Source organism: Snodgrassella alvi (assembly GCF_002777855.1).
GTDB lineage: Bacteria > Pseudomonadota > Gammaproteobacteria > Burkholderiales > Neisseriaceae > Snodgrassella > Snodgrassella alvi_E.
The window spans coordinates 334,016-357,279 of record NZ_MEIK01000034.1 but is presented as its reverse complement, the minus strand read 5'-3'; the positions used below and the strand labels follow the sequence as shown (position 1 = coordinate 357,279).

General features: G+C 42.8%; 18 protein-coding genes. 10 read left to right on the top strand and 8 right to left on the bottom strand.

From position 1 onward, the window contains the following. Nucleotides 1–220 precede the first annotated feature (220 nt). A complete protein-coding gene (ppsA, locus tag BHC43_RS07395) occupies nt 221–2,608 on the bottom strand; it encodes a phosphoenolpyruvate synthase (RefSeq protein ID WP_100156956.1) in 2,388 nt (795 codons plus the stop codon). A gap of 422 nt (nt 2,609–3,030) precedes the next feature. Between ppsA and ppsR the strand changes: the two genes are divergently transcribed. The 4 genes from ppsR (at nt 3,031) to BHC43_RS07375 (ending at nt 7,706) form a co-directional block, all read left to right on the top strand. After that, the gene (ppsR, locus tag BHC43_RS07390) at nt 3,031–3,852 is read left to right on the top strand and encodes a posphoenolpyruvate synthetase regulatory kinase/phosphorylase PpsR (RefSeq protein ID WP_100140146.1); all 822 of its coding nucleotides are present in this window, start codon (nt 3,031–3,033) and stop codon (nt 3,850–3,852) included. A 264-nt stretch (nt 3,853–4,116) separates the two neighbouring features. After that, nucleotides 4,117–4,887, top strand: coding sequence for a gamma-glutamyl-gamma-aminobutyrate hydrolase family protein (locus BHC43_RS07385; RefSeq protein ID WP_100156955.1), 771 nt, complete (start codon nt 4,117–4,119; stop codon nt 4,885–4,887). Between the two features lie 8 nt (nt 4,888–4,895). Next, nucleotides 4,896–6,230 (top strand): glutamine synthetase family protein, encoded by a 1,335-nt coding sequence (locus tag BHC43_RS07380; protein ID WP_100140144.1) that lies wholly within the window; start codon nt 4,896–4,898, stop codon nt 6,228–6,230. An 87-nt stretch (nt 6,231–6,317) separates the two neighbouring features. Continuing rightward, complete coding sequence (locus BHC43_RS07375; protein ID WP_100156954.1) at nt 6,318–7,706, top strand: aspartate aminotransferase family protein; 1,389 nt, start codon at nt 6,318–6,320, stop codon at nt 7,704–7,706. A gap of 49 nt (nt 7,707–7,755) precedes the next feature. Here the strand turns inward: BHC43_RS07375 and BHC43_RS07370 are convergent, their stop codons facing one another. Next, nucleotides 7,756–8,454 carry a class I SAM-dependent methyltransferase gene (locus tag BHC43_RS07370; RefSeq protein WP_180297442.1) on the bottom strand — a complete coding sequence of 233 codons (699 nt, stop codon included), beginning with the start codon at nt 8,452–8,454 and terminating at the stop codon, nt 7,756–7,758. A gap of 159 nt (nt 8,455–8,613) precedes the next feature. On the opposite strand from BHC43_RS07370, the gene BHC43_RS07365 reads away from it, so the two are divergent. From BHC43_RS07365 to BHC43_RS07345, 5 genes are all read left to right on the top strand, one after another. Next, nucleotides 8,614–10,554, top strand: coding sequence for a lytic transglycosylase (locus BHC43_RS07365; protein WP_100156952.1), 1,941 nt, complete (start codon nt 8,614–8,616; stop codon nt 10,552–10,554). Nucleotides 10,555–11,122: 568 nt separating this feature from the next. After that, nucleotides 11,123–11,449, top strand: a complete 327-nt coding sequence (locus tag BHC43_RS07360) for an HLGFF motif protein (RefSeq protein WP_100156951.1) — start codon at nt 11,123–11,125, stop codon at nt 11,447–11,449. 31 nt (nt 11,450–11,480) lie between these two features. Then, nucleotides 11,481–12,806 (top strand): MFS transporter, encoded by a 1,326-nt coding sequence (locus BHC43_RS07355; protein ID WP_257378000.1) that lies wholly within the window; start codon nt 11,481–11,483, stop codon nt 12,804–12,806. 118 nt (nt 12,807–12,924) lie between these two features. Beyond that, nucleotides 12,925–15,753 carry an excinuclease ABC subunit UvrA gene (gene uvrA / locus BHC43_RS07350; RefSeq protein WP_100157083.1) on the top strand — a complete coding sequence of 943 codons (2,829 nt, stop codon included), beginning with the start codon at nt 12,925–12,927 and terminating at the stop codon, nt 15,751–15,753. A 144-nt stretch (nt 15,754–15,897) separates the two neighbouring features. Continuing rightward, nucleotides 15,898–16,740 (top strand): MetQ/NlpA family ABC transporter substrate-binding protein, encoded by an 843-nt coding sequence (locus BHC43_RS07345; protein WP_100156950.1) that lies wholly within the window; start codon nt 15,898–15,900, stop codon nt 16,738–16,740. 80 nt (nt 16,741–16,820) lie between these two features. Here BHC43_RS07345 and BHC43_RS07340 read toward each other — a convergent pair whose 3' ends face one another. The 6 genes from BHC43_RS07340 to BHC43_RS07315 form a co-directional block, all read right to left on the bottom strand. Then, nucleotides 16,821–17,390, bottom strand: a complete 570-nt coding sequence (locus BHC43_RS07340) for a pseudouridine synthase (RefSeq protein ID WP_100140243.1) — start codon at nt 17,388–17,390, stop codon at nt 16,821–16,823. Between the two features lie 69 nt (nt 17,391–17,459). After that, the gene (locus BHC43_RS07335; RefSeq protein WP_100140138.1) at nt 17,460–18,254 is read right to left on the bottom strand and encodes an ABC transporter ATP-binding protein; all 795 of its coding nucleotides are present in this window, start codon (nt 18,252–18,254) and stop codon (nt 17,460–17,462) included. Continuing rightward, nucleotides 18,251–19,153, bottom strand: coding sequence for an ABC transporter permease (locus BHC43_RS07330; RefSeq protein WP_100140137.1), 903 nt, complete (start codon nt 19,151–19,153; stop codon nt 18,251–18,253). Before BHC43_RS07330 ends, BHC43_RS07335 begins: the two co-directional genes overlap by 4 nt. A 99-nt stretch (nt 19,154–19,252) precedes the next feature. Next, on the bottom strand, nt 19,253–20,257 hold the full coding sequence (locus BHC43_RS07325) for an ABC transporter substrate-binding protein (protein ID WP_100156949.1): 1,005 nt from the start codon (nt 20,255–20,257) through the stop codon (nt 19,253–19,255). A 287-nt stretch (nt 20,258–20,544) separates the two neighbouring features. Further along, complete coding sequence (locus BHC43_RS07320; RefSeq protein WP_180297441.1) at nt 20,545–21,351, bottom strand: squalene/phytoene synthase family protein; 807 nt, start codon at nt 21,349–21,351, stop codon at nt 20,545–20,547. A 125-nt stretch (nt 21,352–21,476) separates the two neighbouring features. After that, nucleotides 21,477–22,142, bottom strand: a complete 666-nt coding sequence (locus tag BHC43_RS07315) for a DUF421 domain-containing protein (protein ID WP_100156947.1) — start codon at nt 22,140–22,142, stop codon at nt 21,477–21,479. A 368-nt stretch (nt 22,143–22,510) separates the two neighbouring features. Between BHC43_RS07315 and rlmB the strand changes: the two genes are divergently transcribed. Next, nucleotides 22,511–23,260: a 23S rRNA (guanosine(2251)-2'-O)-methyltransferase RlmB gene (gene rlmB, locus BHC43_RS07310; RefSeq protein WP_100156946.1), complete on the top strand. Its 750-nt coding sequence runs from the start codon at nt 22,511–22,513 to the stop codon at nt 23,258–23,260. Nucleotides 23,261–23,264 lie beyond the last annotated feature (4 nt).

Sequence of the window (23,264 nt, the reverse complement as noted above, 5' to 3'; positions counted from 1 at the left end):
TTTTACAGATACAATGTTTGCTTGATACGATTTAAATTAGCAATTCCAGTTAAATAGTAAATCCCAAGTCCAAGGATATGCAGCCAGATTAATCAGGATAAATATGTAATATTTAATGATATGTACTTTGATTATAAATACCAAAATACCGTATCGGCTTGAACAGATAAAGATAAAGGCCGCTGTTAGTTAGCGGCCTTGCATTCAATCAATTGAAAACTTATTTTTTCAATTCTTTTGCTAAATACAACCAAGTTTCAATTACGGTATCAGGATTGAGAGAAATCGTTTCAATACCTTCTTCAATGAGCCACTTGGCGAAATCAGCATGGTCTGATGGTCCCTGTCCACAAATACCAATGTATTTGTTTAACTTACGGCATGCCTGAATAGCTAGACTAAACATAACCTTAACAGCAGGGTCACGTTCGTCAAACGTACCTGCAATCGGGCCACCACTATCACGATCCACACCCAAAGTTAATTGGGTCATATCATTAGAGCCGATAGAGAACCCATCGAAGTATTTCAGGAATTGTTCAGCCAGTACAGCATTGGTAGGCAATTCACACATCATAATCAGACGCAGACCATTTTTACCGCGTTCCAAGCCATTGTCTTTCAATGCACGTACTACATTTTCCGCTTCTTTCAAAGTACGTACAAACGGAATCATGATTTCAACATTCGTCAGACCCATTTCATCACGAACGTATTTGAGTGCCTTACATTCAAGCGCAAAACAATCTTTGAAATCTTCTGATACATAGCGAGCCGCACCACGGAAGCCCAGCATCGGATTTTCTTCGTGAGGTTCGTATTTGTTACCACCCAGTAGATTGGCATATTCGTTTGACTTAAAGTCAGACATGCGCACAATTACTTTTTTCGGATAAACTGAAGCAGCCAGTGTAGCTACACCTTCTGCAATTTTATCTACATAAAAATCTACCGGAGAGGTATATCCAGCTATGCGGTCTGTAATCTCAGCTTGCATCTGCTCATCCTGCTGGTCGAATTCCAGCAGAGCACGCGGGTGAATACCGATCTGACGGTTAATGATGAATTCCATACGGGCCAGCCCGATACCATAGCCCGGCAAGTTTGAAAAGCTAAATGCCAGCTCTGGATTACCCACGTTCATCATGATTTTAGCTGGTGATTCAGGCATATTATCTAAAGGTATTTCATTAATATCTACCTTCAGCAAGCCTTTATAAACATAACCAGTGTCACCTTCAGCACAGGATACGGTTACTTCCTGACCGTCCTGCAATGCAGAAGTCGCATTACCGCAACCAACTACAGCAGGGATACCTAGCTCCCTCGCAATAATGGCAGCATGGCAAGTACGTCCGCCTCGATTGGTAATAATGGCTGAAGCACGTTTCATCACGGGCTCCCAATCGGGGTCGGTCATATCAGTAACCAGCACGTCCCCTGGTAAAACTTTATCCATTTCATCAACGGATTTAACCAATCGTACTTTACCCTGACCTACTTTCTGACCAATAGCGCGGCCTTCTACCAGAATGGTAGATTTGTCATTAATCTGATAACGACGCAATACGCGGCTATTATTTTCCTGAGATTTTACGGTTTCAGGGCGAGCCTGAAGAATATATAGTTTTCCGTCAATACCATCACGTCCCCACTCAATATCCATTGGGCGACCATAATGTTCTTCAATAATCAGTGCATATTGCGCCAGCTCAGTAATTTCTTCGGCACTGATAGAGAATTTTTTCCGCTCAGCAGGTTCTACATCTACAGTCTGTACAGATTTGCCTGCCTGTGCATCTTCTGTGAAAACCATTTTAATCAGTTTAGAACCCATGGTTTTGCGCAAGATGGCAGGACGACCGGCTTTTAATGTCGGTTTATGTACGTAAAATTCATCTGGATTTACGGCACCCTGTACAACTGTTTCGCCCAGACCATATGATGATGTCACAAATACTACCTGATCAAATCCAGACTCAGTATCCATAGTAAACATCACGCCGGATGCGCCTTTATCAGAGCGCACCATGCGTTGTACCCCTGCAGACAGAGCTACGATGTCGTGGGCAAAATTCTTATGAACACGATAAGAAATGGCACGATCATTATACAAAGAAGCAAATACGTGGTGCATGGCTTCTTTGACATTATCATAACCACTAATATTTAAGAATGTTTCCTGTTGTCCGGCAAAGGATGCATCAGGTAAATCTTCAGCTGTGGCGGATGAGCGTACAGCCACACAAATCTGATCTGTACCGGCATCAGCCACCATTTTTTCCCATGCCGCCTGTAAATCAGCTTCCAGTTCAGGCGGGAAAGGAGTATCCATAATCCATTGACGGATTTGTTTACCTACTCTTGCCAGCTCGGCAACATTATCGACATCAAGCGCCTTGAGTTCGCTGCTAATGCGTTCACTCAAACCTTCGTAGGCTAAAAATTTGCGGTAGGCTTCTGCTGTGGTTGCAAAACCACCGGGAACACGCACACCTTTTTCGGTGAGCTGTGAAATCATCTCGCCAAGAGAAGCATTCTTGCCGCCAACGCTTTCAACGTCGGTCATGCGCAAATTTTCAAACCAGATTACGTTATTACCGGCCATGATGGTTATCCAATGTGGAGTGGGGAAAGTTGAAGACGGCCTATTCTAACTATTCAAGTATAAAATGTCATGTATTTTTGGCTATTTATCTACTTTATGTGAGCATTGTTTATCTTTGGTCAAATGTATGTAAAGCACAAGCTGTTGAATGAATAAATATTTTAATTCTATTATCAATTATTTGGACAAATATTGCATTTTAATTACCCTTTCAACAACATAAATCTAAAATTATGATATTTTTGATTTAAATCTGCATTTTATTGCTGATTTCTGGCAGGTTCGGTCTGATTTAACTTTATTTTGGCTGAATGTGGAAAAAAAGCTAATTTTAAACATCTGTCCACAGCCAACTTCATTTACAATGTCTGACCATCGGCTTTCATCTACCGATTTTTTAAATTAAATTTGTGTAAATAATTATGAAACCAGTTCGCCAAGTTTTTTTTGTATCTGACCGCACCGGAATTACAGCTGAAAGTATGGGGCTGGCCTTACTAAATCAGTTTGACAATATAGAATTTAAACGGGCTACTTATCCGTTTGTAGACACCGAAGCAAAAGCAAAGGAAATTGTTGCCCTGATTAATACCGCTGCCAGCAAATGTGAAGCACGACCGTTGGTATTTTCCAGTATTGTTGATGAAAATGTACGCAAACTGATTAAAACTAGTGCTGGCATGCACATGAGTTTTTATGATGCCTTTATTGGTGAGCTTGAAGATGAACTGGCTACAGAAGCTAATCACTCCATTGGGCGTACTCATGGTATGCATGATACAGAACGCTATGATAAGCGTATGGAGGCAATTAATTTTGCGCTTAATCATGATGACGGAATTACTGATCGCGAATTACAGAAAGCAGATGTCATTCTGATGGGTGTATCCCGTAGTGGCAAAACTCCTACATGTCTTTATTTGGCATTGCAGTACGGTATCCGTGCCGCCAATTACCCTCTCATACCTGAAGATTTAGAAAGCAGCGAGTTGCCAAGAATGTTGCAGCCATTTCGGCAAAAACTATATGGTTTGACAATTGAAGCAGACCGTCTACACCATATCCGTTCGGAACGCCGTCCGGACTCCCGCTATGCCAGCCGTGATAACTGCCGCCGTGAAATCTCAACAGCTGAAGAAATGTTTCGCCGATTTAATATACCGTTTACCAATACCACACATAAATCGATAGAAGAACTGGCCGCCAGTATTATGCTGGCTGCAAAATTACAGCGCCGCTTCTAAAGCTATTCAAAAGATTTTGTTAGCCCTGAATTAATTCAGGGCTTTTTTTACATTCATCGGACACTAAAATGTTTTTATATGTACTGCCAAAATAATGAAGGACTAATAACAACAGCTCACTGGCAATATTTATTTAAAACTCGAATTAACAACTTATCACTTTAATACTTTAACTTAAGAAATCTTGCCATTTTTTGCGTGGCGTGGGATTATGCAATACAGAATCAGAAACTCTTTTATTTATTAAAATCTTGAGATTAACTTATGCAAGTGCGTCCGGTAATTGGTATTCCGTGTGATGTAAAGCAGATAGGTAAATGGGATTTTCACGCTGTAGGCGATAAATATATTCAGGCTGTACAGAATAGTGTCGGCGACGTGATTTTGCTGCCAGCCCTGGCTGATCAAGATGCATTACAACGCTTGCTGCCTTTAGTAGATGGCATTTTCCTCTCTGGTTCCTATTCCAATATTGAACCATGCTGGTATGGCGGAGATAACGCCCGAGAAGGCACATTGCACGATAAAGCGCGTGACCATACAACTTTACCCTTTATCCGGAAACTGATTGATGAAGGTATTCCCCTTTTGGGTGTGTGCCGTGGTTTGCAGGAAATCAATGTGGCACTAGGCGGCAAGCTGCATCAGTATGTACACGAAATTCCAGATTTTTTAGACCATCGGGAACCTGATAATCAATCAATTGAGGTGCAGTACGCTGACGCACATCCAGTTCATCTGCACGACGACAGCCTGTTAATGTTGTGGCTGGCAACAAATCAGCAGCAGTATTCAGTTAATTCATTACATCAGCAAGGAGTAAAAACGTTAGCACCCGGGCTTAGCATTGAAGCAACTGCCCCAGACGGCCTGATTGAAGCTTTCAGGATAGATGCAGCACCTCTATTTGGCTATGCAGTGCAATGGCATCCTGAATGGCTGTATGGGCAGAAACCGCTTTCTATTGCTATTTTTAAGGCTTTTCGTGAAGCATGTATGCAATACAAATTGCATAAGCAAAAGGAATCATTTTAAGGTGACTTATGTATGATGATATATTCAATTGGCTTAAAGAACATGGTATCACTGAAGTAGAATGCATTTTGCCGGACATCACAGGTGTAGCACGCGGTAAAATTATCCCTAAAGATAAATTCATATCTGAGCCTGATATGCGGCTACCGGAAGCAGTGCTACTGCAAACAGTTACCGGTGAATATCCGCAATCTAGCCTGCTTGATGAAACCGATGCAGATATGGAATTAAAGCCAGACCCGTCTACCCTACGTTTTGTGCCTTGGGCACAAGATCCAACAGCATCGCTAATATTCGATTGTTTCTCCCCCGACGGTCTGCCGGTAGAAACCGCACCACGCAATGTGCTCAGACGCATTCTAAATCTGTATGAAAATATGGAGCTGAAACCTATTGTGGCGCCGGAGATGGAGTTTTATTTGATTTCTCCCAATCCTGATCCGGATGTGCCGCTACAGCCACCAATTGGCCGTACCGGACGCAGTGAATTTGGCCGGCGCTCTTATGCCGTGGATGCAGTAAATGAATTTGATCCGCTTTTTGAAGAAATATACGACTATTGTCATGACCAAAATCTGGAAGTAGATACCTTGATTCATGAAATTGGTGCTGCCCAGATGGAAATCAATTTCCTACATGGTCACGCCATGGATTTGGCAGATCAGGTTTTTCTGTTTAAACGAACTGTTCGTGAGTCTGCTTTTCACCACAAAATGTATGCGACATTTATGGCTAAACCCATGGAAGGCGAACCAGGTAGTGCCATGCATATACACCAGAGTCTGGTCGAGGTAGAAACCGGCAATAACGCTTTCAGCAATAATGATGGTTCACCTTCAGAGCTATTTTTCCATTTCATCGGTGGTTTACAGAAATACCTGCCACAAACAATGCCTTTCTTTGCACCATATGTAAACTCCTTTCGTCGCCTAACCCGTTTTACAGCTGCGCCTACCAATGTTGAATGGGGATATGATAATCGCACCGTCGGCCTGCGTGTACCACGTGCCAGTGCCAAAGGCAGACGTATTGAAAACCGGCTAGCCGGTGTGGATGTAAATCCTTATCTGGCCATTGCCTGCTCACTGGCCTGTGGTTATCTGGGTATTAAAGAAAAACTACAGCCACGTGCACCTTTAAGCAGTAATGCTTATTCCCTGCCTTATCAGTTCCCAACCACTTTGGAAGAATCCATTGAACGCTTGCGTCAATGTGAACCCATTCACGATATCCTTGGACAGCGTTTCGTAGAAATGTATATAGCAGTAAAAGAACAGGAAGTATCAGAGTATTTCCGCGTAATCAGCCCATGGGAGCGCAAATATTTGTTATTACATGTGTAAACAACAACATTACCTTTTATGCCTGTTTGAATTTTACTGGCAGGGTGACAAACAGGTTATACCTATTTTTCTCAAAGGAGCATCGATATGACAAAAAAAACCGATAACAAACACGCTGTAAAACATCATCTGCACCCATTTTCAGATAACGCTCAGCTTAAAAAGCATGGGGTACGCATGATGGTAAAGGCAAAGGGAATTTATGTTTATGACAGCGAAGGCAATGAAATCATTGATGGCATGGCCGGTTTGTGGTGTGTGAACATTGGCTACGGCCAGAAAAAACTGGCCAAAATTGCCGAAAAACAAATGGAAGTGCTACCGTTTTACAATACTTTTTTCAAAACCACCCATCCGGCCGTAATCAGATTATCCGAAAAACTGGTTGAAATTACTCCCAGAAATTTTAATCATGTGTTCTATACCAATTCAGGTTCTGAATCTGTTGATACCATGATCCGCATGGTGCGCCATTACTGGTCATCCGTGGGCCATCCAAATAAAAAAATCATCATCGGACGCTGGAATGGCTACCATGGTTCCACACTTGGCGGAGCCAGCCTTGGCGGCATGAAAAGTATGCATGAGCAAGGTGATTTACCCATTGCCAACATAGTACATATTGATCAACCCTGGTATTACGGTCTGGCCGATGACAATGAAAGTGAAGAAGAATTTGGTATTCGTGCTGCCAACTGGCTGGAAGAAAAAATACTGGCTTTAGGAGCAGATAAAATCGCAGCTTTCGTCGGTGAGCCGATTCAAGGAGCTGGAGGAGTCATCATTCCGCCTACTACCTATTGGCCAAGAATAGAGGAGATTTGTAAAAAATATAACATTTTACTGGTAGCCGACGAGGTGATTTGTGGTTATGGTCGTACCGGTAATTGGTTTGGATTTGAAACATTAGGTTTTACACCGGATATCTTTACCACAGCCAAAGGTCTGTCATCAGGATACTTGCCGATTGGCGCAGTTTTGGTTAATGACAAAGTAACTGAAGGATTGCTGGCAGGCGGAGAATTCAACCATGGCTTTACCTACAGTGGACATCCCGTCGCAGCTGCAGTGGCGTACGAAAACCTCAATATACTGGATAAAAAAAACATAATTGAAAAGGTACGTACTAAAACCGGCCCTTATCTGCGCAAACGCTGGCAAGAGACTTTCAGCAAATTCAAATATGTAGCTGATATCCGCAGTGAAGGACTGATGTGTGGTTTTACGCTCGTAAAAAACCGTGAAACACGAGAACTTTTTGACGATTTTGGCAGCACAGGTTTGATATGTCGCGATATCTTTTTCAAAAACAATCTGATTTTCCGTGCCTGTGGTGACCACATGGTCGCTGCACCACCACTAATTATTTCCAAAAAGGAAATTGATAATATGTTCGCCATTGCGTCTGCGTGCATGCGTGAATTTGAAGAAATGATGGATAAAAAGCTGAAAACAGATACAGACAAAGCTGCCTGAGATTTATCAAGATATACATAAGACCTGAATAAATTCAGGTCTTTTTATTTCAATCTAATTCTATACCTTTCATGGCCATATTGCTTACGGGATTTAGTATCAGACTCGTATTTTGCGGCGTCAAAGTTAAAGGTATTGTCCGCTTGACCAATACCAAACCATATATAGCAGCCAAATGCGGCCACCATCGATTACCCATATACTCTATTGTATGATGGTTTGTTCCATAGCATGCAGGAATACCATAGCCCATAAACTGACCTTCTTCCAAAAAAAGACCGAAGCGCTGCATACGTTTTACTGCAGCACTGGCCGATAACAAATGTAACGATACGGAGATGCCACGTTGACAAAATAAACGCCAGTAACCCTTAACATTCAGACCGGTCAGAATGAGATGACCACCAGGTACCAGTATGCGCGCCATTTCAGCTATCGTCTCATCCGGAGCGGAAAGCGTATCTAGACCATGTGGCCATATAATAGTATCTACACTTTGTTCTGCCCATGGTAAAAAATTATTTTCAGCCACTACCGCAACATTGGCGTCTGCATGATTGTTCTGCACCAGATATTCGGATTCAGCTGCAAAAACCTCTTTGAATTGCCAGTGTGAAAAACCACATTGCATAATGGTACCAAAACGCAACACGGCCAATTTCTGCCGAATAAACTGTTGTTCAAGGCTACTCAGATAAGCACCGAAAGCATGCTGTGTAAGCCAGTCTGTCAATTGCGGATAACTCATTAACCACACCATCGTGTTTATGTTAAATCAATGCCATAGCCATTTAAAAACATCTAGCACATCTTCATGATTACTGTAAAAATAGGGATTTATCCTTGACCGTTAAGGACTTCCTATTTAATATTAATAGGATTTTGCATAAATTTTACGGTTATCCGAATGGCTCAATTGAAGCATATGGTACTAGCACTCACTAGCTTAGTACTCGCCCCTACTATCTCATTTGCCCAATCTTATACCAGTAATGGCATCGGACTATCAATCATGAACCTGAATGCAGCCACCCTAAAAGGGAAAGCGTATTCAACACGTGATATCTGGGGACGCATGCGTCAGGATTTCAGGATGACAGAAGTTAATCCTGAAATTATTCGCCGGCAGGAACAATATTATTCAAGCCATGGCGACTATTTCAACCGTACTATTCTGCGGAGTCAGCCCTATTTATATCACATTGTGAATGAAGCCGAAAAACGTCAGATGCCAGCAGAAGTAGCATTGCTGCCATTTATTGAAAGTGCTTTTGTTAGTAAGGCACAGTCTCGTGTAGGCGCATCAGGTCTGTGGCAATTTATGCCAAATAGTGGACGACAGTACGGTCTGGAACAAACTAATTTGTACGATGGTCGACATGATGTCTATGCTGCTACCGATGCCGCATTAAACTATCTGCAATATCTTTACAGCCTATTTGGTGACTGGTCACTGGCTCTGGCTGCCTATAACTGGGGTGAAGGCAATGTGGGCAAGGCCATCAAACGCGCCCAGCTAGCAGGGATAGACCCCACATATGAAAACCTGCGCATGCCCAATGAAACCCGTAATTACGTACCCAAGCTACTGGCTGTGCGTAATATTATTGAAAACCCGCAGGCTTTCGGCATCAATTTGGTTTCTGTGCCTAACCGCCCCTATTTCGAAGCCATCAGCATTGATCAGCCAATTGATATAGATGCTGCTGCGCGACTGGCCAATATTTCTACATCTGAGTTTTTAACACTTAACCCCAGCTTCAAAAGCCCAGTATTTATTCCAAAAGAAAACCGCAAAATGCTGCTGCCGATTACCGCAGTAAACACTTTCGAGCGTAATTACCGCAAAGCAGATAAAAGCAGCTTGCTGTCTTGGAATATTTATAAAGCATTTGCCCCCACCAGCGTAGCTGATTTAGCGGCACAGACAGGAATGAGCAGCGCCGAAATCAAACGTTTGAATAATCTGAGCGGCAATACTGTGCCTGCTGGACGCAGCCTGCTAATCAGTAAAAACAGTTTCAGCAATCAGAATCTGGATTCTTTCAGCAATACAGATACAGACCCGTTGCTTAATATTGCAATGGCACAGCCTGTTTTGCCTCCCGGCACCTTTGTAACACATCCGGTGGTATCTGTTTCTCAGACTAGTGAAGTGGTGAATACAGACAATCAGCAGGCACCAGCATTAACCCGCACAACTACTGTTACCACTACGGCACTTAATACTGCACAACCTTTGCCAGAAAATACAACAGTTCAAACCGTAGCTGTTGCCACTTCTCAGCCTGCCGCCAATTCAGTAGCACCAGTTGTAGCAGAAAACAATGATGCATTGATGCAAATTGCCCAGAACGCCGAATTACAGGCAGCAGCAGCCGCTTCAGTACAGAAAACACTGGCACAGGCGGAACGTGAAGAAGCTCAGGCAGCGCGGTCTGCAGAAATTCGTGCAGAACGCGCTACACGCAATACCATTAACGTGGCAGATAGCCGCAGCAGTATTGCTCACAAAGTGAACAAAGGTGATACTTTATTTTCCATAGCTCAACGCTATAATATTAATGTAGCCGATTTAGTCACCGCTAACAATTTGCGTGGACACAATCTTCAGATAGGACAAGTACTGAAAATTAGCCCTAATAGCGATAACAAACGTATGCTTGCAGCTGTAGGTAAAGGCAAAGAAACCAAAGGTAGTATTGTTCCGGTGTCCTATACTGTTAAAAAAGGCGATACACTCAGTAGTATTGCTCAACGGCTGAATATTCCAGTGAGCAAACTACAAAAAGTACATGGCAAGCAGGTATTGCGTCCGGGTCAGAAAATTAAATTGACCAATCTGTAATCTTTATTAATTATCATCTAAAAAAGGGTTTGTGCGTACTTGCATAAATCCTTTTTTATCTTTTATCAGCATGATAGATTTAGAAATAATGTACTGATAGTAACACTGTGCATGTCAAAACGATACCTGCTTATAAACGCTGAGTACTAATTCCTTCATCAGTATCTCCTCCTCTAATGAGTAGATTATTGATTTATTATTTATGCTTTTAACATTACCACAAACACATTTCAATACTTTATTTCCGTTCCAATCTACTTGCAGACTACATCTAACAATCACTCCAGTAATCGCTACTTTCTCTCAGCGCTGGAAACTACAGGACATAAATTACTTGAACAATCAGATTAGTTTATCTAAATGATAGACTAAAACTTATAGGTACAGATATATACAGCAAAAAATCCAACCTGAAAGTTTTATGACAATTTGATAATACAAATACATATTTTGTTTCGAAAAGTATGCAGATTAACATACAAATTTTTTTATAAGCTGCTAGAATTCTGCCAGATTCATGAGAAAAAACAGAATAAGTCCTTTTCAATGCTCAAAGAAAATTTTTATTATGCTCTACTTCAGTATTAACAGTAACGACAATCATCATCTCGGGTTTCTGGTGCTGACTGATGAAGAGGATTCTGCTTACACCGATGGTGCCACTGGTTATTATGCTGTCAAAGCTCAGGCTGATGCAGCAGACCGTCAAGCCTGTGCGGCTCAATGGCAGCTACTGGAGCAACTATCAGAGCAAGAAAGCCTGAAATGGTACCGGCAGTCGGATTACGTTCAATTGTGTGATGCACAAGACCACATTATTGGACGTTTAAAGCAACAATACTTGAATCTCTGTGACCAGCATTTTTTGCTATACGATCTAACTGGCACCCTGTAATTAATCAGATCACCCTTTTACAAGGTTATTTATGTCTACACCTGATATGTTGCCTTCTGGCAGTCAGTTTGCTTTTGCCCGCACCCGCAGGTTTCTGCCACTCTTTGGTACCCAGTTTTTCGGCGCTTTTAACGATAATCTGTTTAAAACAGCATTATTTGTATTAATAAGCTTTTACGGACTGGGAACTCGTTCTTGGCTGCCAGCCAGTCAAATGCTCAACGCCGGTGCGTTGTTGTATATCCTGCCCTATTTTCTGTTCTCAGCCTTATCAGGTGAATTATGTAATAAGCTGGATAAAGCAATATTGGCTCGCTGGATTAAAGCAGCTGAAATTGCCATTATGCTGGTAGCTGGAATTGGCTTCTGGTTAGAGTCAGTATCTCTATTAATGCTATGTCTGTTTCTAATGGGTACCCATTCTACCTTGTTTGGCCCGTTGAAATATGCCATCTTGCCGGAATATTTACCACGTTATGAATTACTTAATGGCAACAGCCTGATTGAAAGTGGTACATTTCTTTCCATATTGTTCGGACAAATATTCGGCACCATTCTGGCCGGTACCAATACCGCATGGCTGTTTGGTATTCTATTGTTGGTTGCCATACTTGGGCAACTTTCAAGCATGTTCATGCCTCGAGTACCGGCTCAGATTCCACAGCAATATATCAATGTAAATATCTGGCACAGCACCATACAGCTACTCCAACAGACTTATCGGCAAAAAAATGTTTGGGTTGCCATTATCGGTATTTCTTGGTTTTGGCTACTTGGTTCAGTGTATATTACCCAGCTTCCCACGTTTACTCGTCTGAATCTAGGCGGTAATGAGGCTGTGTTCAATCTGATGCTTACGCTATTTTCACTAGGCATAGGATCTGGTTCCATTGCCTGCGCTCGTCTGAGCCGCCATCAACTGCATCTTGGTCTGGTCGTGCTCGGCACTCTGGGAATGACTATATTTGGTCTGCTGCTGGTGTGGTTTACACAAACACCTCACCAGTCAATAGGTGGTATTAATGAATTTGTGAGCCGCTCTCACAGCTTTTCTATCATGTTGTGCATTATTGGCATTGGATTCTGTGGTGGTTTCTTTTCACTGCCTTTGTATACGTGGCTGCAAACGGCCAGTACTGATGCATTCCGTGCTCATGCTATAGCAGCCAATAACATTATCAACGGTTTATTTATGGTCTGCGCTGCCCTGTTGAGTGCTGTACTTATCTGGCTTTCTGACAGTATCAAAATACTATATCTGCTAGTGGCACTCGGCAATTTACCGGTACTATTCTACTTATGGCGCTGCGAAGAATTAAACCTTGATTTTAAGAGATTTATTTTACGCAAACATTAAAACGTTTACCGGATAGCGTTAAATTCAAGTTTTAAAATGGGTATAATACCGGATGGTTTTAATAAACAGCAAATTGATTAAAGCCAGCATCCCATTCCTTTTGCTCGGGAAAGGCATTATGTCAGATAACGATACCATTCATATTCGCGGCGCACGCACACACAATCTAAAAAATATTGATCTGGATATACCTCGCCATCAGTTGGTCGTGATTACCGGCCTTTCTGGTAGCGGCAAATCTTCACTGGCATTTGATACATTATATGCAGAAGGACAACGACGCTATGTAGAGAGTCTGTCTGCTTATGCTCGCCAGTTTCTGCAAATGATGGAAAAACCAGATGTCGATTTGATAGAAGGTCTTTCTCCAGCTATTTCTATTGAGCAAAAAGCCACCAGCCACAATCCCCGTTCTACAGTGGGTACGGTCACCGAAATTCATGATTATCTGCGTTTACTGTACGCTCGCATCGGCACTCCATATTGTCCAGAACATAACCTTCCGCTTTCAAGTCAGACAGTTTCGCAGATGGTAGACCATATTTTGGCACTTCCAGAAGAGAGTCGAGTAATGATTCTGGCACCTGCCGTGCGCGGACGCAAAGGTGAATTTGTCGATTATTTTGCTGACTTACAAGTTCAGGGCTTCGCACGAGTTCGGGTAGATGGCGAAGTCTACGCCATAGAAGAAGTACCCAGTTTACAAAAAAACATCAAGCATGATATAGATGTGGTTGTCGACCGTGTAAAAGTACGTTCAGATATCAAACAGCGGCTGGCTGAAAGTTTTGAGACTGCATTGAGACTGGGTAATGAGCGTGCACTTGCTATTGAAATGGACTCCGGTCAAGAACATTGGTTTTCTGCCCGTTTTGCCTGTCCTGTATGTTCCTACAGCTTACAGGAACTTGAGCCACGTCTGTTTAGTTTCAATAATCCAGTAGGCGCCTGCCCGAGCTGTGACGGTCTGGGAAGTATGGATTATTTCGACCCTGAACGTGTAGTAATGCATCCAGATTTATCACTGGCTGCAGGCGCCATTAAAGGCTGGGACAAACGCAATACGTTCTATTTTCAGATGATTCAGTCTCTGGCTCATCACTATGATTTTGACATTGATAAACCATTTAGCCAGCTCACTGAAAAAATTCAGAATATTATTCTGTATGGTTCGGGTAAAGAACAGATTGAATTTACTTATCTATCTGAACGTGGCACCCACACTCGCAACCATCCATTTGAAGGGATTATACCTAATCTGGAACGACGCTACCGTGAAACTGACTCCACTACTGTACGCGAAGAATTAACCCAGTATCAAAGTCATCGTGCCTGTCCTGCTTGCGACGGTGCACGTCTGCGTACCGAGGCACGCTACGTATATGTAGGTGGTAAACCATTGCAGGTAATTAATTCCTGGCCACTGACTACTACACTTGATTTTTTCCAAAACTTGAACTTAGAAGGCAACAAAAAACAAATTGCCGAAAAAATTCTTAAGGAAATTAACGAACGCCTTGGGTTCTTGATTAATGTCGGTCTGAATTACCTCAATCTCGCTCGTAGTGCCGAAACACTGTCTGGAGGCGAAGCACAACGTATTCGTTTGGCCAGCCAGATTGGTTCCGGCCTCACAGGTGTAATGTATGTGCTAGATGAACCTTCTATTGGTCTACATCAGCGCGACAATGACCGCTTACTGGATACGCTTAAGCACCTGCGTGATTTAGGCAACAGCGTTATCGTAGTTGAGCATGACGAAGATGCGATTCGAGCAGCTGATTTTGTTGTTGATATGGGACCGAGTGCCGGTGAACACGGGGGTAATGTGATTATTGCTGCGCCACCCGCACAAGTTGCCGCCTGCAAGGAATCGGTAACAGGCCAGTATTTAAGCGGTAAAAAAGCCATCAGTATACCTAAGCAGCGTACTCCCATAGACAAAAAACGTTTGTTGGTATTAAGCGGTGCTAGCGGTAACAATTTGAAAAATGTTAACCTAACCTTGCCATTGGGTTTGATTACCTGCATCACCGGTGTATCAGGCAGCGGTAAATCCACTCTGATCAACGATACCTTGGCCAAAATCACCGCTCGGGAACTAAATCGGGCTAGAGAAGAACCGGCACCTTATGATGATATCAAAGGACTGGAACATCTAGATAAAGTTATCAACGTTGATCAATCACCTATTGGCCGCACACCGCGTTCTAATCCCGCTACCTATACCGGCCTTTTTACCCCCATCCGTGAGCTGTTTGCCGGTGTACCCCTCTCTCGTGAGCGCGGGTATAACGTCGGCCGTTTTTCCTTTAATGTAAAAGGTGGACGTTGCGAAGCTTGTCAGGGTGATGGTGTCATCAAGGTAGAAATGCATTTTCTGCCCGATATCTATGTGCCATGTGAAGTCTGCCATGGCAAACGGTACAACCGCGAAACACTTGAAATACAGTATAAAGGTAAAAATATCAGTGAAATTTTAGAAATGACGGTAGAAGAAGCATGTACTTTTTTTGATGCTGTACCAACGGTCAAACGTAAATTACAAACGCTATTGGATGTGGGGTTAGGCTATGTACGTCTAGGGCAATCTGCTACCACGCTTTCCGGTGGTGAAGCACAACGCGTTAAACTGGCACTGGAGCTGTCTAAACGCGATACCGGCAGAACACTGTATATTCTAGATGAACCAACCACCGGTTTACACTTTGCCGATATTGCCTTGCTGCTGGATGTAATCCAGCGCTTAAAAGGCAAAGGCAATAGCATAGTAATTATTGAACATAATCTAGATGTGATTAAAACTGCTGACTATATTGTTGATCTTGGCCCTGAGGGTGGTGATGGCGGCGGTACAATAATTGCAGAAGGCACACCAGAAGAAGTAGCGGCCAATAGCAAAAGCTATACCGGCAAATATCTTAAACCCATGCTGAAAAATAAATAAATACCAAAATTATCTGACCAATACATTCTGGAACGACCATAATAAATGCTTATGGCTTTACTATGTGTAAAAACCACCAGATATAAGCATTTTATGTTAAGGTAAAGCTCTGCATTTTATTGTGTATCTTCATTAAGGTTAAATATGAAAAAATTGTTATTTGCATTATTATCTGTAGCCGCTATCAGTACAGTTTTGACTGCATGCGGCCAGAAAAACGAAGCTGAACCAGCCGCCAGCACCGGTAGCGCTCCGACTCCTGCTAAAGAAAAAGTTTTGAAAGTAGCCGCATCGCCCGTACCTCATGCAGAAATTCTACAAGTGGCCAAACCGCTACTGCAAAAAGAAGGTATTGATTTACAGATAGTGCAAATGACGGATTACGTCCGCCCTAATATTGCTCTGGCAGAAAAAGATGTAGATGCCAACTTTACCCAGCACAAACCCTATTTGGATGATTTTGTTGAAAAACACAAAATGCAGTTAACCGCTATTGCTAATATTCATGTAGAACCCATGGGAATTTACTCGAAAAAAGTAAAATCTCTGAATGAAGTTCCGGATGGCGGTTTAGTAACCATTCCCAATGATGCCACCAATGGCGGCCGCGCCTTACTATTGCTTCAGAAAGCAGGTTTAATCAAACTGAAAGCTGATGCGGGTATCAGCGCCACCGTACGTGATATTGTCGACAATCCGAAACATCTGAAAATCACCCCCATGGATGCGCCACAATTGCCTCGTACTCTGAATGACGCCACCCTGTCTGTGATTAATACGAATTTTGCCATGGAAGCCAAGCTAGTACCCACTAAGGATGCGCTGTTTATCGAAGAAAAAGATTCTCCCTATGCAAACATTCTGGTTGTACGCACAGGGGATGAAAATCGCGAAGAAATTCAGAAGCTAAAACAGGCCATGACTTCCCCTGAAGTGAAAAAATTTATTGAAGAAAAATATCAGGGCGCCATCATCCCTGCATTCTAAACTTTAAAATTTGCATATCAATAAAATAAACCCTCAGACGTCTATTCTGAGGGTTTATTATGTCAGTAATATAAAAAATCTTATAAATCTTCAGGCCTTACCGCTTGCCATTGCCCTAAAGGCAAATCAAGAGAAAAAACATTCAGACGGCCGATACCCACCCGCACCAAACGCAAACAAGGCCAGCCTACTTTAGCACACATGCGACGTACCTGACGATTTTTGCCTTCGCTGATACCAATCTGCAACCAGAAGTCAGTTACTGTTTTGCGCTCACGAATAGGTGGTACTCGTGGCCACAGATGTTTGATTTCTGCTGCATCTAGCACACGCACTTGAGCCGGAGCAGTCACAAAATCACCAAGATTTACTCCACGTGATAAGTGCTGCAAAGCCTGCTTATCTGGTTTACCTTCAACTTGTGCCCAATACGTCTTGATCAGCTTGTATTTCGGTTGCGCAATTTTGGCCTGCAAGCGCCCGTTTGCTGTGAGCAAGAGTAATCCTTCACTATCCGTGTCCAGCCTGCCGGCAGGATAAACATCCGGTACTGGCACATATTGCTTTAGAGTAGGATATTTTTCATGAGCACTGAATTGGCAAATCACTCCGTAGGGCTTATTCAGCACAATCAAATCCGGTACCGACATAATATTATCCAATCAAACAAAAAAGGCTGCCAAAACCCATCTTAGCAGCCTGTATTCTCAGCACAAAATTCAACTCAGCAATAACGCATCATCAGTGACTTTCTCACCTTGTGTATGCTCGAACATTTGTAATAAATCAGTCACACCCATGCCTGCGCGCTTTTCGCCGTCCACATCCAGCACTACCCGCCCCTGATGTAGCATAACAGTACGGGTACCATGATCCAAAGCCTGCTGCATAGAATGAGTCACCATCATTGCCGTTAATTTGTTTTCACGCACGATACGATCCGTCAACTCAAGTACAAAGGCAGCAGTTTTTGGGTCTAGTGCAGCAGTATGCTCATCCAGCAACAAAATTTTTGAGCTCTGTAAAGAAGCCATCAGCAGACTGACTGCCTGACGCTGTCCGCCTGAAAGCAAACCAATTCGATCACTGAGCCGATTTTCCAACCCTAAATTAAGCATAGCCAATTTTTCGCGAAATAATTCGCGATATTGCCCCTTAATAGCTGAGCGTAAACCTCGGCAGCTTCCCCGCTTCAGTGCCAGAGCCATATTTTCTTCTATTGTCAGCGCCTCACAGGTACCAGCCAACGGATCTTGAAACACCCGTGCCACAAGAGGTGCACGTTTATAGGCAGGCTCATTGGTAACATTTTTATTATTAATAGTGATTGTGCCGGAATCTACCTGAATATCGCCACTGATAGCATTAAGAAAAGTAGATTTACCAGCACCGTTACTGCCGATTACAGTGACAAACTCACCTTCAGCAATATTCAGGCTCATGCCACGCAAGGCAGGATTTTCTATCGGAGTCCCCGCATTGAATGTCAGGCGTAAATCATCCGCGCGCATCATGATTTTAGTTTCCTTTTAAAATAACGTTTAATCACCGGTAGGCGCAGTGCCAAAACCACCAGAATAGCCGTTATCAGATTCAAATCCTGCGGACCGAAGCCAATGTGTTGCAGTGTATCACTGCCCAATGCTAATGCAATAAAGGCTCGATAAAGCACAGCCCCCACAATTACCGCCAGCGTAATCACAATAAAACGTTTGGCGGGAATCAACGTTTCACCAATAATCACCGCAGCCAAACCAACCACAATGGTACCGATACCAATTGAAATATCAGCTCCGCCCTGTGTCTGCACAAACAGCGCGCCACCCAAAGCAATAAAAGCATTAGAAAGAGCCATACCAAGCAATAAAATACGCGAAGTATTGACACCCTGAGCACGAGCCATACGTGCATTCACGCCGGTCGCACGCATGGACAAACCGATTTCGGTAGCAAAAAACCAGTCCAGAAAAAACTTAGCTACCAATACAAAGCCAAAAATAACCAGCGGCTGCACCCAATACTGATTACTGTCGTCAGCGTTAAAAAACGGCGTAAACACACTAGGCTGATCCAGCAATGGCAAATTCGGCGCACCCATAATACGCAGATTCACGGAATATAAGGCTACCATCACCAGAATACTGGCCAAAAGCTGCATGATTTTTAATGATACATGCAGCCATGCAGTTATCAGGCCTGCACAGGCTCCAGCTGCCCCCGCAAGCGCGGTAGCCAGCCAAGGATTCATCCCATGAGTGACGCATACAGCAAACACTGCTCCACCAAGCGGAAAGCTGCCATCTGCTGTCAGATCCGGAAAATCCAGAATACGAAATGAAATCAGCACACCCAAAGCAACAAGGGCATAGATCAGACCACTTTCTAAAGCACCAAATAAAGCTATAGAAGACATATAAACGAATGTTTCATTATAGTTGGAAATAAAAACAACATCGGCAAAGCTTATGGCAGCCTGCCGATGTCACGGTTTTCAGCCCTCGGGCTGATCATCTTAATCAATAATTTTAGCATCTTTAAGCAATTGCGGCGGTAAAGTAATTCCCTGTTCAGCAGCATGCGATTTACTTACCATCAAATCCAGCTGTTCCGCCGACATACGCTGTGGAGCAATATTGCCCGCTTTTTCGCCTTTCAGAATCTTGCCGACAATTTTACCTGTAGCCATACCCAGCTCATGGTAATTCACGCCCAATGCCACAGCTGCACCTCGTTTTACCGAACCAGTATCCGAAGCCACCAACGGCATTTTCATGTCTTTCGCTACTTTATACATGGATTCATAAGCTGAAACCACATTATTGTCCAGCGAAGTGTAAATCAGATTCGCCTTGCCCTGCAGGCTTTTAGCCGCCATAGGTACATCAGTGGTGCGCTGTGCTGGTGCAGCAGCTACATTAATACCGTCTTTAGCCAATAATGATTGCAGCTGACCCAGTACCACAGTGGAATTCACCTCTCCCGGACTGTATACATATCCTACCGTTTTCAGATTTGGCACAACCTGCTTCATTAAAGCAATCTGTGGCTGCAAAGGCAGCTCATCAGATACGCCGGTAACATTTGTCTTGCTTGGCTCCCAGCTAGGTACTAGCTTAGCAGCCACAGGGTCAGTTACGGCAGCAAATACCACCGGTATATTACGTGTTGCAGCCACCATGGACTGCGCACTAGGCGTTCCGATTGCCACTATCGCATCAGGATTACTGCCAGCAAATTTTTTCGCAATCTGGCCAGCAGTAGCTGTATTACCCTGCGCACTCTGGAAATCAAGCTTTAAATTCTTACCCTGCTCATAACCTTCTGCACGCAATTCATCTATTACCCCCTGACGCACCGCATCCAGCGCCGGATGTTCAACAATTGCCGTAATGGCTACCTTTTTCATACCATGATTATCAGTACCGGCTTTTTCACTCTGACCAGAAGGCGAACAAGCTGTTAGCAGACAGGCAGCAGTTAAGCCCAGAATCATTAAGGTTTGTTTTGCTCTGAGCATAGTAATTTCCTCAGCACAGGGTTATTCAAAAACTTTTCGCAATAAAATTGCCATCACCCACTTAATGAAGCAGATGATGGCATAAATTATACAAAAATCCAGTCTGATTGCGTATCGAAATTACCAAAGCAAACTATTTTATACTGAAATAAAAATTCATAATTTAATTTATTTAAGCAATAAAATATCAACAATTAGATTAAATAAAATAAACTATGCTTAAAGATAGCAATTTGTGCCATTTCTCACTTTTCTAATCCTACAGCCATGATAACTATTCAGGCAACTTAGCCTACAGGATTGAAGCCAAACAACCATGTTTTCCATGCCAGCCGCTGCTGACGTGCACGCGGAACAATTAATTGATAATTCATTATATTTTCCACTCCATCCAGCCTAATCTCTTCCAGCAAAGCTGCTATCGTTGCCAGAACAGCCAGACTGGCGCGCTGACGGCGCCGATCTGCCGATGGCAGCATGGCTACAACCGATTTTATCTGCTGTTGCAGCTCAGCCATCGACATATTCAGTAAATTTTTAAACTCCGCCCCTCCTTGTCTGTTTATTACCAGATGCGCCGGTACATTAAAAGCCTGTAATGTTTCTATCGGAATATACAATTTTCCTTGTCGTGCATCCGCTCCAATTCTGGAAAACAACCTAACTAATACGGCTGTTTCACCTACCTTGCCGGCAAAATCCAATGTTTGGGGATCAGAAAATCCTAATACCCTGCTACTTAAACGCCCTTGTACCATCCCAGCTGCCGCTGCATATCTGCTCAACTGAACCATATCATGGAATCTCGCCTGAGTTAACTCAGTACGATAGGCATCTATCAGTGCCTGTAATTCCGACTGCGGCAGACAATATAATCCAATCAGAGGTAGCAGCGCTTGCATCAGTGGATGTTCGGGTTTATCTGTTGCTGCAAACAAACCGTTTATCTGCTTCTCCCACCAGCTGAGAGTAGTCAAAGCCAGATCAGCTTGCGAACAATCCTGTACCACATCTTGCAACTCCTGCTGCAAAGCATAAAGTACGATCAGTGCCTGACGCTGACTACGAGAAAGAAAAGGAAAACGAAAAGCCATGACATTTCTGCCATGGCTTAACTTCTGATAACAATATTCTAATGGCTGCACAGCAATAAAAACTTTAATCAAAATGCTATTGTAACCTCTTCTGTGCATTTCTCCAGCATTACCATGCAATTCAACTATCTCTCCTGTTTTTCCTTTTTCACTTCACCAGTCTTTAAAATATAATTCAGCTGCCCATTCCAAAACTCAACCATAAAGATATCGTCTTCTGCCAGATGCTCCTGCTGAATTTTTTGTTTCAGCCATTCCTCATCCTCATGAATTCGCTTTAACTCGGATTTGCGAAACTCTCCGTCCTTAAATAAAATCAATGAAGGGTATTTTCCTTTATCGGTCAAAATAGTCAGATCACCTCTGGGTTCAATCTGGGCATAATTCACCTCCTGAAAAGAAGTCACACCCTGTGCATGCAATAAAGAAGCAATATTCAGAATATCAACTTTATTTCTTTTATCTAAAATATTATCCATCAGAAAGCGTCCATCTTTCATAATCGGAATCGGCTCACCAATAGCAAACATTCTTAAAAATGAAATATGCTTACACGACCAATTTAAAATTGAAATCAGCACCACACCCATCAACAACACAATAATATATTGATAAAATGGAATATCCTGATTATAAATTACCCCGCCGATAATACCGCCGAGGACGAAGTTCCCAATAAAATCCACCGGAGTCATCTGATTTAATTGAGTTTTACCAGTAAAATTCAGATGAAGAATAACAATCAGAAAGCCAGAAACAAACTTTGCCAACACCCACAGATAGTATGCCATAGATACTCCTTACGGTTATTTAGGTTATTCATTAACCAAAAAATTGGCTATGCCATTTAGTTTTGATAATCTAAATGCCACAACAGACCGTTTACTGCTTTAATATTGCAAACAGAACCACTCACTTTAACGCCATTACAACCCATTGAATCACAATAATAATTTGTAATTACAATTTTTACAAAATCATGTAATTTCTTGCAGCTTTTATACATATCAACGCTAGCACACTTTTATCAAAGCAACCCCACCACAGCCAGATAAAATCAAATTACATTAACATATTAATATTATATTTATCAGGTACAATCAGATTGATACCACGTTTTCCGCTATAATTGTCCACTTTACATATTGAAGTAATATCTATGTCTAATCAGCGTCTCATCATCGGGTTTCACGCAGTTAATGCACGTCTATGGCAAAACCCTAGTAGCATTATCGAACTATATGTACTCGAAGGAAAACATGATGCCCGTATGCGCGACGTCATAAATAAAGCTGAAGCAGAAAATGTACGCATTATCAGCGTTGATCAGGCTCGCCTTGATACCTTAAGCAAACACGCGCGCCATCAAGGTGTAGTTGGATTTATCGATGCCTCCAAACAACATATAGACATAGAAGACGTACTAGATAATCTGAATGAACCACCTTTATTGCTTATTCTGGATGGCATCACCGATCCGCATAATCTAGGTGCCTGCTTGCGCGTAGCCGATGTAATGGGCGTGCACGCTGTCATCGCTCCCAAAGACAAAAGTGCCGGCCTCAATGCCACCGTTAGCAAAGTAGCTTGCGGAGCAGCAGAAACTGTACCTTACATTACCGTAACCAACTTAGCACGTACCATCCGTGAATTGAAACAGCGTGGCATCTGGATCGTTGGAACAGCCATGGATGGCAGTGATGATTTATATCATTTTAATGCACCACAAGCAGTAGCCTGGGTGATGGGCGCAGAAGGCAGCGGCATGCGCCGCTTAACGCGTGACCTGTGTGATACACTCGTCTCTATCCCCATGTTTGGTACGGTTGAAAGCCTCAATGTCTCTGTCAGTACTGGAATCGTTTTAAGTGAAACGCGCCGGCAACGGGTATATGCAGCTCATGAATAATTAA